Source organism: Nocardia sp. NPDC004860 (genome assembly GCF_040609015.1).
Taxonomy (GTDB): Bacteria; Actinomycetota; Actinomycetes; order Mycobacteriales; family Mycobacteriaceae; genus Nocardia.
The window spans coordinates 568,342-585,257 of the sequence record NZ_JBEXJI010000002.1 but is presented as its reverse complement, the minus strand read 5'-3'; the positions used below and the strand labels follow the sequence as shown (position 1 = coordinate 585,257).

Here is a 16,916-nt window from a genome sequence, read left to right as displayed (position 1 = left end):
GACCGGTTCAACTCAACGGGGCCGGATCATCGAGCCACGACAGTGTCGGGACGATGTTGGCATCGGATTTCGCAAGGTCATAACAGAAGTGGTGCTCGGGGCGATCGGGTACGCGTAGCAAGAGACGAGACGGGCTATCCGGCGCAAGACGTTGTCAGTGCCAGCGGTATCGCAGAGGCGGACCAGGGCTCGGCCTTGCTGCGCAATCGCTTGGATGAACGCCGAGGAGGCGGCCGGCGCGATCGCTTGCGCGGCTCGTGAAAGCCCCACTGCCGCTGGGAAGTCCGCTGCGATGAGTCGGCTTCAAGCCGACGTCTCGAGGCACCAGGCCGCGATCTCCTGATGCCGTGCCTCATCGGCGATCGCGCGCGCCAGCCGCAGCCGGGCGGACGCGGCTCGCGGTTATCCCGGATCGATCCGGTGCGGTCGACACATCCGGGCTCGATTGAGCGAATGAACAGTGGGTGAACCATGATCGAGTGGTGTTGTGTTGTCCGATGGGTACAGGCGGGTCGCGAACTTTGATATCTGAAGCGAATAACCGGGCGGCGCACCGCATCTCGATCGGATTCGGGGGACCGTTGTGAGACCTCGCTTCGCACGCAGCGTGTTTCTCCGGGGTGCGCTCGGAATCGCGGTCGCCGGTGTCGGTTTCGCCGGAACTACCCGACTGCCCGCCTCCGACGCGGCGCCCGCCGCGGGCTCCTCCGACGGCGCTGCCGGCTCCTCGGACAGCGTCTCCGGCTCCAGCACCGGTAGTGCCGACCCGAAATGGCGTGCGTTGCAGGACAAGCTGCGTGGCCGGGTGATACTGCCCGGCGATCTCGGATACCCGATGGCCAAAGAGGTCTTCAACACTCGCTTCGACGACGAGATGCCCACGGCCATCGTGCAGGTCGCGGATGCCGCCGATGTGGCCACGGCCTTCGGCTTCGCGGCCGAGAACGATCTCCAGGTCGCCGCGCGGGCGGGCGGGCATTCCTATGCCGGGGTCTCCACGGCGACCGGCACATTGATAGTCGACGTCCGGCGGCTGCGCGGCGTCCGAGTCGAGGCCGGGCAGGCCGTCATATCACCGGGCCACACCCTGTACGAGGTCTACGGGGAACTCGACCGGTCCGGGCAGAGTCTGCCGACGGGCATGTGTCCCAGCGTCGGCGTCGCGGGTCTCACCATGGGCGGCGGGTTCGGCTTCGAATCCCGTACCTACGGCCTCACCTGTGATCGGCTGACCGCCGCCACCCTCGTCTTGCCCGACGGCACCATCACCGAGGTGTCCGCCACCGCCAGCCCCGACCTGTTCTGGGCGCTGCGTGGCGGCGGCTCGCTGTTCGGCATCGTCACCTCGCTGACCTTCGACACCATCCCGGCGACCGCGAAAGACGTGGTGCGCCTGACCTTCTCGGGCGAGAACGCGGATCGCGTCATCGGCGGCTGGCAGGAGTGGCTGCGCGGCGCCGACCGCGAGCAGTGGGCCGATGTCAGCCTGGACGCCGACGGCGAGGGCGGCCTCCGCTGCTGGATGCAGCTGGTCTGCCCGGCGGGTTCGGCCGATACGGTGACGGCCGCGCTCACCGATACGATCGGCGTCGCGCCCGCCAACATCGATACCCGCACCCTCACCCATATGGACACCGTTCTGTATCTGGCAGGCGGCACGCCGGATCAGCCGCGCGTCGCCTTCACCAACGGCTCCGACATCGTCTCGGACCTCACCCCCGACACCATCGGCCGGGTGCTCGAGGCCATCACCCGGTTCTCCAGCGTCGGCGGCACCGGCTGGGTGCAGATCAACACCCTCGACGGCGCGATCGGCGACCTGTCGCCCACCGCCACCGCCTTCCCCTGGCGCGACCACGCCGCCATGGTGGAATGGGGTGCCTACGAACCGATTCCGCACGACGCCGCACTGGCCTGGCTCTCCGACGCCCACGCTACCCTCGCCCCCGATTCGGTCGGCGCGTACGTCAACTACCTGGAGCCCGGCGATCCGCTGTCCCGCTACTACGGCGACAACCACACCCGCCTGTCCGAGCTCCGCACTCGTGTGGACCCGCACAATCGGATCCGTTCCGTCCTGACCTCCTGAGCACGCGCCCGGCGATGACCGGGCACCGACGCGAGCAGAGGAGTGCTGCCAGACGTCGCCTCGCTGAGCCGGACGACGCTACTGGTCGAGGGCCTCGATGAGGGTGTGGAGGCCGGATTTGACGGACTCGCGCTGAGCCGGGGTGAGGGATTCGAGGGCGCCGGCGAAGCGCTGGATACGGGCCGAGGTGAGGCCGGTGACCAGGTTGTGGGCGGCGGCCGTGGCGGTGAGGAGTTGGGCCCGGCCGTCCTCCGGGTCGGCGTCCCGGGTCAGGTAGCCACCCTTTTCCAGGCCTGTCACTATGCGGGACATGGTTGGGGCGCTGACCCGTTCGATATTGGCGAGGTCGCCCAGACGGAGGGGTCCGGAGCGGGCGACGGTCGCCAGGGCCGAAGCCGCCCCGGGGCTGAGGGCCCCGAGGTCGCCGGAGTGGCGCAACAAGCGTAGGAGGCGGCCGATCGAGTGGTACAGGTCGGCAGCTTCGGTGAGCTGGTCGGGGTCGGCGACGCTCGTGGGCTCGGGCAGCGTGATCTCCTCCGGTCAGATTCCCTCGCGGACGGCTTCCCGCAGTTCGGCAGCCTCGTCCGGGACGGTGGGGCTACCGGCGAACCACGAGGCCACCGCGCCGATCAGCATCATAATCGCGGCTCCCAGGAAGACCACGACCAGACCCGAGTGGAACGGGCCAGAGATCAAGTGCGGGAAGAACTCCTGGCCGGTGAGGACGTCCTTGTGCACGCCCGGATGGTCCAGGATGCCGGTCGGGCCCAGCAGCGCCTCGATCGGGTTCACACCGAGGAAGGCCGCGAACAGGCTGCCGACCGGCGGCAGACCGGAGATGTTCTCCGCGACATCGGCGGGCACACCCTGCGCCTGCAGACCCGAATTCATCGCGCCCGGCAGCGTATTGGACAGGCCGATGATCATGAGCGAGAAGAACACACCGATCGACAGCGCCATACCGCCATTGAGCAGCGTGCCGCGCATGCCGGACGCGACACCGCGCTGCGACGCCGGCACCGCGGACATGACCTCGGCGGTGTTGGGCGAGGCGAACATGCCCGAGCCCAGGCCGTTGAGCGCGATGACCACCGCGAACGCCCAGTAGGGGAAGTCCACCGGCAACACCACCAGCAGCACGAACGTCACCGCGGTGATCGCCATGCCGAGGGTCGCGAACAGCCGCGGGCCGTAGAGGTCGGACAGCTTGCCCGAAACCGGCCCGGCCACAAGGAATCCCACCGTCAGCGGCAGCAGGTAGATGCCCGCCCACAGCGGCGTGGACTCGTAGTCGAAGCCGTGCAGCGGCAGCCAGATGCCCTGCAGCCAGATGATCAGCATGAACTGCAGACCGCCACGGCCCAGCGACGACATCAGGCCGGCCAGGTTACCGAGCCCGAACGCTCGGACCTTGAGCAGCGACAGGTGGAACATCGGCTGCTCCACCTTGGTCTCGATCCAGCAGAACAGCGCGAGCACCGCGATGCCGCCGAACACCGCGGCCAGCACCCACGGGTTGGACCAGCCGGTATTCGAATCCCCGTACGGCTGAATGCCATAGGTGATGCCAGTGAGCAGGGCGGTCAGTCCGACCGCGAAGGTGACGGTGCCCGGAATGTCGAGCGAGCCCGCGTTGCGCTGACCATTGTCGTGCAGCGACCGGTACGACCACACGGTCCCGAGAATGCCGAACGGCACGCTCACCCAGAACACGGCCTTCCAGTCCCACTGCGCGAGCAGGCCGCCCAGCAGCAGGCCCAGGAACGAACCGGCCACGGCCGCAACCTGATTGATGCCGAGCGCGAAGCCGCGCTGTTCGGCGGGGAACGCGTCGGTGAGGATGGCGGCCGCGTTGGCCATGAGCATGGCGCCGCCGATTCCCTGGAACACACGCCAGCCGATGAGCCACACCGCGCCGCCACCGTGCGTGAACGGATCGAACGAGAGCGCGACCGCCGCGATCGTGAAGATCACGAAGCCGTAGTTGTAGATCTTGACGCGGCCGACCATGTCGCCGAGGCGGCCGAACATGACCACCAGCACCGCGGACGCGAGCAGGAAGCCCATCATCATCCACAGCAGGTAGCTGACATTGCCCGCCGCAAGCGGGTTGAGATCGATGCCCCGGAAGATGTCGGGAAGCGAGATGATCACGATCGAGGAGTTGATCGTGACCATGAGCATGCCCAGGGTCGTATTCGACAGGGCTACCCACTTGTAGTGCGGGTGGTCATGCTCGATTCGGAGTCGCCTCCGAATGGTCTGGACATCACCGGTATCCAAACCGGTGGTTGGGGCCGCAGCCATCAGAGCCTCCCGCAAGTCAACGAACGAACAGCGCCTCAATATAGTTGCATGCCGCTAACTAATGAAATCGTGTGATGGCTCACTCACCGGAATCGCCTGCCGCATCCGGCCCACCCCGACCACCCGCCGGTAGGTGAGAGGACCGGGGCGGGTCGAGGTCGCAAGACGGCGCGGGCGTGCGGCCGAGTGTGTGAGAAAGGTCCGACAAGGATTGCTGGACAACCCGACTGCTCAACACGTTTTCCGGACGCCCCGGAGTTGTTGCGGTGCTGCGGATTCCGCGCGGCACCCGAACTGTACGAGAACCGCTTTCCGAACGCGAGCGTGAATCAACAAGGGAGGCGGCTTCGGTGTCGATGTTCGTCGGGTCGACGGGGTGGCCTGGTCGACACGCTTTTGCTGTGACACCGCCTGGCCGGTGGCACCGTTTAGGCTTGCCAAGCGGTATCCCCTGTGCGGGTTTGTTCCTGTGCTGTCGAGTTTCCTATCGTCGCGAACCGGAAGGCTCCAGGCATGCGACGTTCGTTCACCGGCGCCCTGGTTGCCACGGCCGCCGCGAATCTGGCCGCGGTAGGCCTGTGTACCGGTGGCGCCGGACTCGGCCGCGCCCAGCCGCCCGGCGCAGACGTCTCCGGTGGGGGAGTCCATCTGACGGCGTCGGTCGACAGCATCGAGGCGAACCCGCCCGGTGACCGGACACCGAACTTCCTCATGACGTTCTCGCATGCCGCGCAGATGTCCGGCGATTACTCGGTCACCGTCGACGGCGGCCAGATCACGTCCGGACAGGCGGTCGCGGGATTCATCCTCGGCTGCGGGATCAGTGTGGACGGCGGCTTCGGTGTCGAGATCGGCACCGGTCAAGGGCTGGGAGTCAGGATTCTCCCCTTGGTCGGCCTGCCCAGCGCCTCGACCATCCTGCCCGGTACGAGCCGGCCCAGTATCGGCGGGACTCTGGGCGTGGGCGAAGGCGTGTTCGGGAACCTGGGACCCGGCCAGGTCACCGTTGTGACGACGGAGACGGCCCGCCTGGATGCCAGCACGACGTTCCCGTATCGCATCGCGTTCAACAATGCCGCGCTGAATATCGCCCAATGCGCCTCGCCGGTGTCGGCCGTCCCTTTCGTCACCACCACGGTGAGCACCGCCGAGGGACTCGCGCAGACCACCGCCTACGGCGACCAGTTCACCTTCTGAAACCCGGCCGAATCGGGTCCTACGGGCGAGATCCTGTACTGGGGGCCAGGCTCGACCGCAGTCCCAACGGTGCCGGTAGCATGGGCTGCGCCCCCGCGTGTGATGTGCGCACGATGCCGCGCTGCGGGGTGTCTGCTGCAAGTTCGGTTCTTCTCCGGATCTTCCCGACCACGTGAGGAGTTCGACGATGACGACTGTGGCACCAGCCAGTAACTGGCCTCTCATGCTCGGCAGTGCAGCGGTGTTTCCCGCCCTGGACGGCGGTCTGAGCGCACCGTTCATCTTGGTGGGCGACCCGGACATGACGGCCGCCGATCCCGGTGCCTTCGCTCGGCAACTCGACAGCCCGAGGTACTCGTTCCGGGAGGCGCTGCGCGCCGCCGGCGCCGATTTGATCCTGGTGTCGCTGGGCGGTAATGACACTCTCGACGGCGGCGCCCACCGCAGTGTGCTCGAGGTCCTGTTCCGCGCGATCGGCGAGCGCCTGGGCTCGACTCCGTTCACGGTGTGCGGGATCGGGCGTGGAGCCCTGCAACTGCGCTACACCCTGGCCAGGTGCGAATGCGACCGCATCGACCACCAGACCGGGCAGTTCGTGTCCTACTCCAGCACTACCCCGACCGCCGCAGAGGCCGACGAGCTCAACCAGGTCGGCTGCTGGCCGGTCATACCCCGCAGACTCGAGGTCGCAGGCCCCGGCATCACCGCGGACAGCTTCGACTACGAGAACAGCGCCTTCGACGACCTCATCACCGGCGCGGCAGCCAACCGGAACCCGCTGTTCACCGAAGAACTGGGCACCAACATCATCGAACAGACCATCGATCTATAGGACATGCGCCCGGGTGTGCCGGATCGGTAACCATCTGGACAGACACCGGGCCCGCTCGGCAAACGCTCGCCTTCACCACGCAAGGCGAGCGTTTGCCGTTCCCTTCCCCGCCGGACCCGCCGAGCCCTCGACACCGCGATGGTGTTCGGTGGCGGCATCCCACCAGAAACCTGGATCAGGTCCTGGCCGGGATATGACCCTCACACAGTCTCTGATCAGCCACTGACCCCGCTGTCAGAACCGGCCGGCGCGCGGTGCCAGCGCAACGACCCGAGCCCCACCCGAATCACGGAATGGAGGCTCAGCAGAGTCTCTACCACCAGCGATACCGGCGCCGCCCTACCTACCCGGCCCGCGAGCGAGTGGTATTCGATCGGAGCCACTCGATCACCTGCTCGGCATGGCGGTCGGGCGGGAAGACGGGGTAGAAGACGTGCTCGATGACCCCGTCCCGGACGACGAGTGTCAGGCGCTTGTACAGGTCGCGGCCGCCCGACTCGAAGGTGGGAAGCGATAGTTCGGCGGCCAGGTGGAAGGAGGTGTCGGAGAGCAATCCGAACGGAAGGTTCAAACGGCCGACGACCTCGCGCTGATATTCGGTGTCCTGACTGGACAGTCCGTATACCCGGGCGGCACCGGCCGCCAGCAATTCAGTGTGATGGTCGCGGAAGCCGCACGCCTCCGGGGTGCAGCCACGTGCGCCGGGGATCTCGTTCCACCCGAGGGGTATGTCGGTTTCGGGCCGGCCGGTGAGTGGATAGAGGTAGATGATCGTCCGCCCAGCAGGCAGCGCGGCCAGATCGACCTTCGTACCGTCCGTGCAGTCGAGCACGAGCGTGGGCAGCCTCGTACCGGGCAGATGCGCTGCCGCGCCGTCGTCCTCGGGCACGGGCAAGTCCGACGGCAGTGTGAAGAGGTCGGTCACAGGTGGCGCGACCCGGCTGTGGCGATAGGCGGCATCATGCAATCGAGCCGCGAGCGCGCCTCGGCGTTCGTTCAAAGCGGTGATGCGCGAGTCGATTTCATCGATGGCACGCTGGTATTCCGCCAGCGATGCCGGGCAATCATCGACGTGCTCACCGCCCGAGGCGAGGCATTCGAGAAACGGCCGCGTCTCATCGACCGGAATCCCGAGTCGGCTCAGCTCCTTGATCTCACACACGAGCCGCGCGTCGTGCTCGGAGTACTCGCGGTAGCCGTTGCCGGAACGGCCCGGCATGATCAAACCCATTGCCTCGTAGCGTCGAATCGCCTTCGGGCTCACCTTCGCCAGCTGCGCAACCTGCCCTATTCTCACCCGCAGACGGTAAACGTTGCCCCCGGGGACAAGGTCAAGCGTGCCGACGCACCGCCTCGACCGACTCGGATCTCCTGGCGGCAAAACGTCTCGACCCATAGTCACCCGCCGATTCCGCCGCGCATACGGCGCCTCTCGCCGCCAGCTACGCCACCTGGCCCACGCGATGCCTGGCGGAGCAGCGGGGAAGCGGGATGGGATGTGGCGGCTCACAGCGACAGCCCCCGCCGCGACAACAACGCTGGCCCACTGACGTGCACCACTGATGGTTCCCGACATCTCTCGGGGGATGATGGTGTGGCGTGTGGTGGTTGTTGTGTCCGGTTGATCTACCGACCGACGAGTGCGTGGTCCTGCTCGATAGGTGCAGATATGAGCTACAGCTCGGATGCGGGGAATGGGTTCGGGCGACCAACGGCCGGAATCGAATCCGGCGCCGTGGCCGCTTTTGCTGCCGCGTGGGAAGCCGGTATCCAGCCGCCTGCCATTGCCGACTATCTGCCGGACGCACGCCTGGGTGCGCTGATCGAACTGATCCGGATCGACCTGCGGCATCGGTGGCTGCGCCCACGGGCAGAGAGCCATCCCGAGGAACCCGTCGCGGCAACGCCCGGGCGTAAGCGGCTGCGCGAATACTGCTCCGAATTTCCCGAGCTGACATTGGAGCAAATTCCGGCCAGCCTGGTGTACGAAGAGTTCGTGATCCGCGGCCAATGCGGCGAGCAGGTGGACCTGGGCGAATACCTGCTGGAATATCCCGAGCAGGCGGCGCGGCTGCGCGAGCTGCTCAACGCCGGCGACGAGAATCGGGGCACCCGGCGCAGCGGCATTGACCGGACCGTCGCAGCCTCCGCCGACTCGATCCCCTCGTCGGGGGATGCGGCCCACGCAGCCACCGACCTCCGCACCACCCAGGGCACCACAGGGACACGGACCACCACCCTGGACCGAATCGGGGTCGGCGACCGAATCGACGATTTCGACCTGCTTACCGCGCTGGGCAGCGGTGCATTCGCGCGGGTGTTCCTGGCCCGGCAGCGGTCGCTGCAGCGGCTGGTGGCAGTGAAGATCTCCGCCGACCGCGGCACCGAACCGCAGACGCTGGCGCAGCTCGACCATGACTACATCGTGCGCGTCTTCGATCAGCGGCTGCTGGACCAGCCGGGTCTGGACTCCGCACCCGATGGGCATCGGATGCGGATGCTGTACATGGAATTCTTGCCCGGCGGCACGCTGCTGAGCGTGTTGCGCAGGGTGCGGGCCACCGCGCCGGAACAGCGCACCGGACATCTGCTGCTGGACGCGGTCGACGCGGCGATGGCGGAGAAGGGCGAGATCCGGCCGACCGATTCCAGTGTGCGCGCCGAGATCGCGACGCTTTCATGGCCGGAGACCGTTGCCTGGCTGGGGCGTCGGGTCGCTGAGGCGCTGGCCTACGCGGACGCGCATGGCGTGCTGCATCGCGACGTCAAACCGGCCAATGTGCTGCTCACCGCCGAGGCCGTGCCGAAGCTCGCCGATTTCAACATCAGTTTCAACCGCGACCTGGTCGACGCCAACCCGGTTGCCTATTTCGGCGGATCGCTGTCGTACATGTCGCCGGAACAGCTGGAGGCCTGTCACCCCGGCTACGACCGGTCCGCCGACGATCTCGACACCCGCGCCGACATCTATTCGCTCGGCGTGGTGTTGTGGGAGCTGCTCACCGGCACCAAGCCGTTCGACGACACCACCGCGGGCGAACACAGCGACGCCACCACGCTGGCGGCCATGTTGAAGCGCCGTGGCGCCGGGGTGGATCCCGGTGCGCTCGAACGAATTCCGCCCGACTGCCCGGCGGCACTGCGCCGGGTACTGTTGATGTGCCTGGCGTCCGAGCGTGACAAGCGGTGGGCCGACGGCGCGGAACTGGCCCAGCAACTGCAAGTGTGCCTCGACGAGCGCGCCCGCGACCTGGTCGACCCGCCGCCATCCAGCTGGCGGCTGCGACTTCGGCCGTGGCTGGTGCCAATGGTGGTGCTGGCCATACTCACTCCGAACGCGCTCGCTGCGGCGTACAACATCGAGCACAATAAGACGCTGATCATCGACCGGCTGAGCCTTTCAGCGCAGCGCGACTGGTGGATCGCCGTAGCCCTGGTGAACGGGGTGTTATTCCCGTTGGGCATCGGGTTGGTGCTTTATATGTCGCGGTGTCTGCTCATCGTCTCGCGCGGGCTACGCCAGGGTCGGGAATACGACCCGCGGGTGCTGGCCCGGGCTCGATCGGACGCCCTGCGGTTGGGCGATCGTGCTGTGCTGGTGCCGCTTTCGCTGTGGAGCCTGGCGGCGATCATCTTTCCGATCGTGATGCACCTTATGACAAAAGAACTCACCGGGGATGCGGCGCTGCACTTCCTGGGCGGGGCGCTGGTCTGCGGCGCAATCGCGGTGGCCTACCCGTCCATCCTGGTGGCGTTCTACATGGTGCGCTGTATCTATCCGATGTTCCTCCCGCACGGCGACATCACGACGGTCGATACGCTGCACCTGCGCAGACTCGGTCGGCGCTGCACCGTCTATCTCGCGGTAGCGGCGTCGGTGCCGTTGCTCGCGATTGCTCTGGTGACCTTGCTGCCGCCGGACGCAATTCCGTTGATGCTGGTGGCGGTGCGGGTATTGTGCATCGGTGCGATCGTCGCGTTCATCGTCGTCTATGTGTTGTTCCGGGCGATCGAAGCCGATCTGGGGGCGTTGGGACGTGTGATGGATCCCGTCGGCGGACAGCGGGAGCCGAATGACGCTAGTCGACTATGAGCGCACAGGGCTGGTTTCACTCCCGCTCCACCACCGTCAAATCCCACAGAAATCACCTCCGCCAGTCGCACCGGATGCGAAATAGTCGCATTGCATGCGAGTCGCATGTCAGCGCACCACACCGGCATGTCGGCACCCGACTCCGGGACTGCGCCGACTACTGGTTGCGACCATGTACTGGCTGAATTCTCTTGGCGGGCAACATCATTGCCCGGATTAGCCACCGGGTGCGCACACTCTGGCCAATTCGCATCCCATCCAATGGGCCGAGCTTGCCGTAGTCGCCGAAAATCCAACGAAGCCCGCGTGGCCGCCCGATTGAGCTTCCTGCAGATCGGTGAGATCCCCATTCGCGAAACTGCGGGTCAGACTCCGCGAAACGCCTTGTCGCCGACCCGGTCCGGGTCGGTGATGTGGGACAGGAACAGGCGGGCGGCGGGGGCGGGGGTGCGGGTGGTGACGACGTGCCAGGGGCGGTTGAGGGGAGTGCCCTCGATCGCGATGACTTCGAGCAGTCCGGCGGCCAGGTCGGTGGCGATGGCGTCGGAGTGGATGAGGGTGACGCCCAGGCCCTCGCGGGCGGCGGCCAGCGCGGCGCCGTGGGTGCCGAGAGTCAGTGTGGACGGGCGGATTTGGAGGCGGTCGAAGAGAGCGAGGGTGGTGTCGCGGGTGCCGGAGCCTTTGCCGCGCAGGAGCCAGGTGGCCTCGCAGGGGTCGCGCCAGGCGTCGGGTGCGCCTACCACGACGAGCTGACAGGGGCGGCGGGCGCGGGTGACCAGTCCGGCGTCGCGGGGTGGGCGGCCCGCGATCACGAGATCGGTTTCGTGGTGGGTCAATTCGAGGTACAGCACGTCGCGGGGCTGGATGGACAGGCCCAGTTCGATGTCCGGGTACCGGATGCGGAAGGACGCGAGCAGCCTGAGCAGCACGTATTCGCCGGCCGTCGCCACCACGCCGATACGCAACCGGCCGGTCTCGGCTTCCCGTACCGCGGCGTGCGCCTCCTTCATCAAGCCGAGGATGCTGCGGCAGTAGTCGGCGTAGACCCGCCCGGCCTCGGTGAGCGCGATACCCCGCCCGGATTTGGCGATGAGTTTCGCGCCGAGTTGTTTCTCGATGTGTGCTACGGCCGCGGAGGCCGCCGCCTCGGTGATGTGCAACTGCGCGGCCGCGCGGCGAATGCTGGAGTGCTTGGCAACGGCGAGAAAGGTTTCCATGCGCACTGCGCTCACCGTACCCATACTCAACGGTAGCAAACTCGACGAAAAGGTTGAGCGAGAACAGAAACAATCGAATTGTTTGTCGTTAACGGCCCGGTCATCCTGGGAATCACAAGTCGCCCAACCCGGTTCGCAGGAGGAATGATGGCCGGATCTGTCGATGATCAGCGCAGCCGGTGGGATCCGGGTGTGCAGTCGTACGCGTCGATGGGATACTACGCTCCCGACTATCAGCCCAAGGACACCGATGTCCTGGCGGTCTTCCGGGTGACGCCCCAGCATGGCGTCGATCCGGTGGAGGCGTCCGCGGCGGTGGCGGGTGAATCATCCACGGCCACCTGGACGGTGGTCTGGACCGATCGGCTCACCGCGCACGAGCGCTACCAGGGCAAGTGCTACCGCGTCGACGAGGTTCCGGGCCGCAAGGGCGAGTACTTCGCCTATGTCGCCTACGATCTCGATCTCTTCGAGGAGGGTTCCATCACGAACCTCACCTCCTCGGTCATCGGCAACGTATTCGGTTTCAAACCACTGCAGGCATTGCGGCTGGAAGATATGCGTATTCCTGTGTCGTATGTCAAGACCTTTCAGGGTCCGCCGCACGGAATCGTTATGGAACGGGAGTATCTGAACAAATACGGCCGCCCGCTGCTGGGCGCCACGGTGAAACCGAAACTCGGTCTGTCGGCCCGCAACTACGGCCGCGTGGTGTACGAGGCCTGCCGGGGCGGACTCGATTTCACCAAGGATGACGAGAACATCAACTCGCAGCCGTTCATGCGCTGGCGCGACCGCTACCTGTTCGCGATGGAGGGCGTCAACCGCGCCATCGCCGAAACCGGAGAAATGAAGGGGCATTATCTCAATGTCACGGCCGCCACGATGGAGGACATGTACGAGCGCGCGGAATTCGCGAAATCGCTCGGCAGCTGCATCATCATGATGGACCTGACGGTCGGCTACACCGCCATGCAGTCCATGTCGAAGTGGGCACGGCGCAATGGCATGCTGCTGCACCTGCATCGGGCCGGGCACTCCACCTACACCCGGCAGAAGACCCACGGCGTCAGCTTCCGGGTGCTGGCCAAGTGGTGTCGGCTGATCGGCGTGGATCACCTGCACGCGGGTACGGTCATCGGCAAGCTGGAAGGTGATCCGCACACCGTCAAGGGCTTCTATGACACGTTGCGCGACAACCACATTCCGATGAACCCGGTCAACGGCATCTTCTTCGACCAGGACTGGGCCAGCCTGCCCGGCGTCATGCCGGTCGCCTCCGGCGGCATCCACGCCGGCCAGATGCACCAGCTGCTGGACCTGTTCGGCGACGACGCCATCCTGCAGTTCGGCGGCGGCACCATCGGCCATCCGATGGGCATCGCCGCGGGCGCGGAAGCCAACCGGGTCGCTCTCGAAGCAGTGGTCAAGGCGCGCAACGAGGGTCGCGATCTGCTCAAGGAGGGCCCGGACGTGCTGCGCCGCGCCGCCGAGATCTGCCGCCCGCTCGATGTCGCGCTCGCCACCTGGGGTGATGTCACCTTCGACTACACCTCCACCGACGCCCCCGACGCCGTCCCGACGGCTTCCCGCTGAAAATCGAGGAATCCCCATGCATCTGCGCCAAGGTACCTTCTCGCACCTGCCGGACCTCGACGACATCGAGATCGCCGCCCAGGTCCGCTACGCCCTGCTCAACAACTGGCCGGTGTCCATCGAGTACACCGACGATCCGCACCCGCGCAACAACTACTGGGAGATGTGGGGCCTGCCGCTGTTCGATCTGGACGAGCCCGACGGGGTGCTCGCCGAGATCAACGCCTGCCGGGCCACGTTCCCGCGCCACTACATTCGCGTGAACGCCTATGACGCCTCCTACGGCCGGCAGACCACGGCGCTGAGTTTCCTCGTGCAGCGCCCGGGCCACGAGCCCGGTTTCCGTCTCGACCGGACCGAGTCCGACGATCGCCGTCAGCACTACGGCTTCCACGCCTACGCACTCGACGACCGCCCGGGCCAAAGGTATGGCGGCTGAACAGCTTTCGGAACCGGAGGATATCGTGAGCGCGGAACGCCCCGCGGTACCGGGCGGCCGGCAGCCTGCAGCCGGCCGCCCGGCGGGCGGGTTCCAGATGCATCGGCCCGGGGTCACGAGCCCCGCACCGGTGCGCGGTACGGCCGCCGATGGCCCTCCCCGACCGGAGGATTCGGCGGCCGACCACCTGCACCGCCCCGCTTCCGGCCCACCGGAGATGCTGGCCGACGACGCCCTGCTGGATCTGTCGACGGATGTCGCGGGCAAGGACGTCGAGGACACTCTCGCCCGCCTCGACGCGGAACTGGTGGGTCTGGCGAACGTCAAACGCCGCGTGCGGGAAATCGCCGCATTGCTGCTGATCGATCGGGCCCGTCAGCGTTTCGGGCTCCAGGCTACCCGCCCGACCATGCATATGAGCTTCACCGGCGGGCCCGGCACCGGGAAGACCACGGTGGCCCTGCGCATGGCCGAGATGCTGCACGCCCTCGGATACATCCGGAAACCCAAGGTGCACACCGTCACCCGTGATGATCTGGTCGGCCAGTTCATCGGTCATACCGCACCCAAGACCAAGGAGGCCCTGGCCAAGGCCGCCGGGGGAGTGCTGTTCATCGACGAGGCCTACTACCTGTTCCGCCCCGAGAACGAGCGCGACTACGGCCAGGAGGTGATCGAGATCCTGCTGCAGGAGATGGAGAACGAGCGCACCAGCCTGGTGGTCATCTTCGCCGGCTATCCGGACCGCATGGAGACCTTCTTCTCCGCCAATCCCGGCCTGTCCTCCCGGGTGGCCCACCACATCGAGTTCCCCGACTACACCCACGACGAGCTCATGGCCATCGCCGAACTCATGGTGCGCCAGGAGAACTTCGGCTTCGATCCGGAAGCAGCGCAGGCCTTCTCGCGCTATCTGAAGCTGCGCATGGCCCGCCCGCGCTTCGCCAATGCCCGCAGCGTGCGCAATGCCCTCGAGCGCTGCCGGCTGCGGCAGGCCAAACGGCTGGTCGAACTGCACCGGCCGGTCGGTCGCACGGATCTGATCACCCTGACGGACAGCGATGTCCTCGGCAGCAGTGTGTTCGCGGACGCCCTCGCCGACGAGGGGGCCCCTCCATGACGAATTGAGAGCGATTGTGCCCGAAGGATTGAAGACCCTCACCCGCTACACCATCGAGCAGGAGCACCGGCATCCCGGATCGTCCGGGGAGTTCTCGGCGCTGCTGAACGTGCTCGCCACCGCAACCAAGATCATCGGGAACCAAGTGACCCGGGGGGCGATCGTCGGCTCCCTGGGCGCGTCCGATGCCGAGAATCTGCCGGTCACCGTGCACCGGAAGATGGACGCGATCGCCAACGACATCATGGTGGCCGAGAGCCAGTGGACCGGACCGTTGGCGGCGCTGGTGTCCGAGCAGATGCGCGAATGCCATCAGGTGCCGACCGAGTACCGGCGCGGGAAGTATCTGCTGGCCTTCGATCCGCTGGACGGATCCAGCAATATCGACGTGAATCTGCCGGTGGGAACGATTTTCAGCGTGCTGCGCGCTCCGGAGGACGGGCGCGAGGCCGCCGGTACCGACTTCCTCCAGCCGGGCGTCCAGCAGGTGTGCGCAGGCTTCACGCTGTACGGGCCCGCGACCATGCTGGTGCTCACCACCGGCAACGGGGTGGACGGGTTCACGCTGGACCGCGAGGTGGGCGCGTTCGTGCTCACCCATCCACGCATGCGAATCCCCGACGACACTTCCGGTTTCGCGATCAATGCCGCCAATGAGCGGTTCTGGGAACGCCCCGTCCGCCGCTATGTCCACGAATGCCTCGAAGGCGTGGACGGCCCGCGCGGACGGGATTTCAATATGCGCTGGGTCGCCTCGCTGGTGGCCGACACCTTTCACATCCTGACCCGCGGCGGGCTCTACATGTATCCGCGCGATACCCGCAATCCCGAACGCCCGGGCCGGGTTTCGCTGCTGTACGGGGCCAACCCGATCGCCTTCATCGTCGAACAGGCCGGGGGCGCGGCCAGCACCGGGCACGAACGGGTGCTCGATGTGCGGCCCGAGGAGCTGCACCAGCGGATCCCGTTCATCTTCGGCTCCCGCAACGAGGTCGAACGGATCGAGCGCTATCACCGCGAACCGGAGGAGGGGCCCAGTTTCGACGCCTCGCTCTTCGGTTCCCGCTCTCTGTTCCGCGCGTCCCGGCACTGAAACGCCGGTTGTGTGAAAGCTGTTGTCCGGCAATCGAGGAGGTGCCATGTCGGTCAAACATCCCGTGGTCGCGATCACCGGGTCGTCCGGTGCGGGGACGACCAGCGTCACGCGAACCTTCCAGGAGATATTCCGCCGCGAGGGAATCAGTGCGGCCATCGTGGAAGGGGATTCGTTCCATCGCTACGACCGCAACGAGATGAAGCTGGCCATGGCAGAGGCCGAACAGCATCGCAACCTGACCTTCTCGCATTTCGGACCGGAGGCGAACCTGCTCACCGAACTGGAGTCGCTGTTCCGCGAGTACGGGGAGACCGGTGTGGGCGCGGTACGGCGCTACCTGCACGATGACGACGAGGCCAAACCCTTCGGGCAGCCGGCGGGCACGTTCACGCCGTGGGCGGAGCTGTCGCCGGGCAGCGATCTGCTGTTCTACGAGGGCCTGCACGGGGCGGCGGTCGGCGACGGCGTCGACGTGGCCCGCTATGCCGATCTGCTGGTGGGCGTGGTTCCCATCATCAATCTGGAGTGGATTCAGAAGGTGCACCGCGACAAGACCGAACGCGGCTACTCCAGCGAGGCCATCATCGACACCATCCTGCGGCGCATGCCCGATTACGTGAAGCACATCTGCCCGCAGTTCTCGCGGACGTATGTGAACTTCCAGCGGGTGCCCACGGTGGACACCTCGAATCCCTTCACCGCCCGGACCATTCCGACCGCGGACGAGAGTTTCGTGGTGATCCGCTTCGCCGACCCGAAGGTCATCGACTTCCCGTATCTGCTGTCCATGCTGCACGATTCGTTCATGTCGCGGCCCAACAGCATCGTGGTGCCGGGCGGGAAGATGGACCTGGCGATGCAGCTCATCTTCACGCCGCTGATCCTGCGGCTGATGGACAAGCGGCCCAAGCGGCTGCGCTGATCCGGGTT

13 protein-coding genes and 1 pseudogene are annotated in these 16,916 nt (G+C 66.5%); 9 read left to right on the top strand and 5 right to left on the bottom strand.

Annotated elements, in window-relative coordinates; genetic code table 11:
* Positions 1–607 precede the first annotated feature (607 nt).
* Entirely contained in the window at positions 608–2,089 is a 1,482-nt protein-coding gene (locus ABZV44_RS06710) for an FAD-binding protein (RefSeq protein WP_354832779.1), read from the top strand.
* 78 nt (positions 2,090–2,167) lie between these two features.
* Here the strand turns inward: ABZV44_RS06710 and ABZV44_RS06705 are convergent, their stop codons facing one another.
* The gene (locus tag ABZV44_RS06705) at positions 2,168–2,527 is read right to left on the bottom strand and encodes a MarR family transcriptional regulator (RefSeq protein ID WP_354833130.1); all 360 of its coding nucleotides are present in this window, start codon (positions 2,525–2,527) and stop codon (positions 2,168–2,170) included.
* A 102-nt stretch (positions 2,528–2,629) separates the two neighbouring features.
* On the bottom strand, positions 2,630–4,396 hold the full coding sequence (locus ABZV44_RS06700; RefSeq protein WP_354832777.1) for an MFS transporter: 1,767 nt from the start codon (positions 4,394–4,396) through the stop codon (positions 2,630–2,632).
* A 513-nt stretch (positions 4,397–4,909) separates the two neighbouring features.
* On the opposite strand from ABZV44_RS06700, the gene ABZV44_RS06695 reads away from it, so the two are divergent.
* Together ABZV44_RS06695 and ABZV44_RS06690 are read left to right on the top strand one after the other, a co-directional pair.
* Positions 4,910–5,593 carry an MspA family porin gene (locus tag ABZV44_RS06695; RefSeq protein WP_354832776.1) on the top strand — a complete coding sequence of 228 codons (684 nt, stop codon included), beginning with the start codon at positions 4,910–4,912 and terminating at the stop codon, positions 5,591–5,593.
* Positions 5,594–5,780: 187 nt separating this feature from the next.
* Positions 5,781–6,425, top strand: a complete 645-nt coding sequence (locus ABZV44_RS06690; RefSeq protein WP_354832774.1) for a hypothetical protein — start codon at positions 5,781–5,783, stop codon at positions 6,423–6,425.
* 343 nt (positions 6,426–6,768) lie between these two features.
* On the opposite strand, the gene ABZV44_RS06685 is transcribed toward ABZV44_RS06690, so the two are convergent.
* Together ABZV44_RS06685 and ABZV44_RS06680 are read right to left on the bottom strand one after the other, a co-directional pair.
* Positions 6,769–7,314, bottom strand: coding sequence for a peroxiredoxin (locus ABZV44_RS06685; protein ID WP_354833128.1), 546 nt, complete (start codon positions 7,312–7,314; stop codon positions 6,769–6,771).
* A 270-nt stretch (positions 7,315–7,584) separates the two neighbouring features.
* Positions 7,585–7,821 (bottom strand): annotated as a pseudogene (locus tag ABZV44_RS06680) (MerR family transcriptional regulator); the annotation flags it as partial.
* Between the two features lie 273 nt (positions 7,822–8,094).
* Here ABZV44_RS06680 and ABZV44_RS06675 point away from each other — a divergent pair.
* Positions 8,095–10,518, top strand: a complete 2,424-nt coding sequence (locus tag ABZV44_RS06675) for a serine/threonine-protein kinase (protein ID WP_354832772.1) — start codon at positions 8,095–8,097, stop codon at positions 10,516–10,518.
* Positions 10,519–10,883: 365 nt separating this feature from the next.
* Here the strand turns inward: ABZV44_RS06675 and ABZV44_RS06670 are convergent, their stop codons facing one another.
* Entirely contained in the window at positions 10,884–11,759 is an 876-nt protein-coding gene (locus tag ABZV44_RS06670; RefSeq protein ID WP_354832770.1) for a LysR substrate-binding domain-containing protein, read from the bottom strand.
* A gap of 123 nt (positions 11,760–11,882) precedes the next feature.
* Between ABZV44_RS06670 and ABZV44_RS06665 the strand changes: the two genes are divergently transcribed.
* Genes ABZV44_RS06665 through ABZV44_RS06645 form a run of 5 tightly spaced genes read left to right on the top strand, consistent with a single transcriptional unit; the run spans position 11,883 to position 16,908 of the window.
* Complete coding sequence (locus ABZV44_RS06665) at positions 11,883–13,331, top strand: form I ribulose bisphosphate carboxylase large subunit (RefSeq protein ID WP_354832769.1); 1,449 nt, start codon at positions 11,883–11,885, stop codon at positions 13,329–13,331.
* A gap of 16 nt (positions 13,332–13,347) precedes the next feature.
* On the top strand, positions 13,348–13,770 hold the full coding sequence (locus ABZV44_RS06660) for a ribulose bisphosphate carboxylase small subunit (RefSeq protein WP_354832767.1): 423 nt from the start codon (positions 13,348–13,350) through the stop codon (positions 13,768–13,770).
* Positions 13,771–13,795: 25 nt separating this feature from the next.
* Entirely contained in the window at positions 13,796–14,890 is a 1,095-nt protein-coding gene (locus ABZV44_RS06655; protein WP_354832765.1) for an AAA family ATPase, read from the top strand.
* 16 nt (positions 14,891–14,906) lie between these two features.
* Positions 14,907–15,983, top strand: a complete 1,077-nt coding sequence (locus ABZV44_RS06650) for a class 1 fructose-bisphosphatase (protein ID WP_354832763.1) — start codon at positions 14,907–14,909, stop codon at positions 15,981–15,983.
* 46 nt (positions 15,984–16,029) lie between these two features.
* Positions 16,030–16,908 carry a phosphoribulokinase gene (locus ABZV44_RS06645; RefSeq protein ID WP_354832761.1) on the top strand — a complete coding sequence of 293 codons (879 nt, stop codon included), beginning with the start codon at positions 16,030–16,032 and terminating at the stop codon, positions 16,906–16,908.
* Positions 16,909–16,916: the final 8 nt, after the last annotated feature.